This is a genomic window from Pseudomonas sp. EA_65y_Pfl1_P113 (genome assembly GCF_963970525.1).
In the GTDB taxonomy this organism is placed as follows: Bacteria; Pseudomonadota; Gammaproteobacteria; order Pseudomonadales; family Pseudomonadaceae; genus Aquipseudomonas; species Aquipseudomonas tritici.
Map to the genome: position 1 here is coordinate 1 of NZ_CAXAQM010000370.1, position 514 is coordinate 514.

Genomic DNA, 514 nt, shown 5'->3' on the forward strand with positions numbered 1-514 from the left:
GGTCCATGCATCCACATCGAGCAGGATATCCGTGATCTTCACGCGGGGGAGACGGTCATAGGCAGTGCGGCGCGCGGCTTCGGCTACGGGCGGCGTAATCGCCTTCAGCGGCGAGATCATCAAACCGTTTTCGTCGAGCCGGACCTGGGGCAGTTCGCCTTGCCGGGCCAGCACTGTGACCCGCTCGATTGCACGATCGAACCGCACGCGTTGATCTTCGATATGACGATCGAACCCGGTCTCAATTGCTAGCGGAAGCGGCCCCTTCCCGCGCAGCGCCGCGAAGGTGGCGTGCGGAATGAGATAGCTGTCGAAGTCGCGATACTGTCGGCTGCCCGCCACCCAGATATCGCCGGCCCGCAGCCGATCGCGAAGCTGGGAAAGCGCGCAGAGTTCATAGGCCGCACGATTGACCACACCATCGCGGATCACGAACGGACGCCAGCCCGCCGGCGCGAAGTGCAGCGGCACCTTGTCGGGCAGGCGCCGTTTGCCGGTGTGGTAGAGATCGGCG

The 514-nt window shown here is 64.6% G+C and carries 1 pseudogene; it reads right to left on the minus strand.

Features of this window, described 5'->3' with window-relative positions:
• Window positions 1–514 (minus strand): annotated as a pseudogene (locus tag AACY52_RS30100) (Tn3 family transposase); the annotation flags it as partial.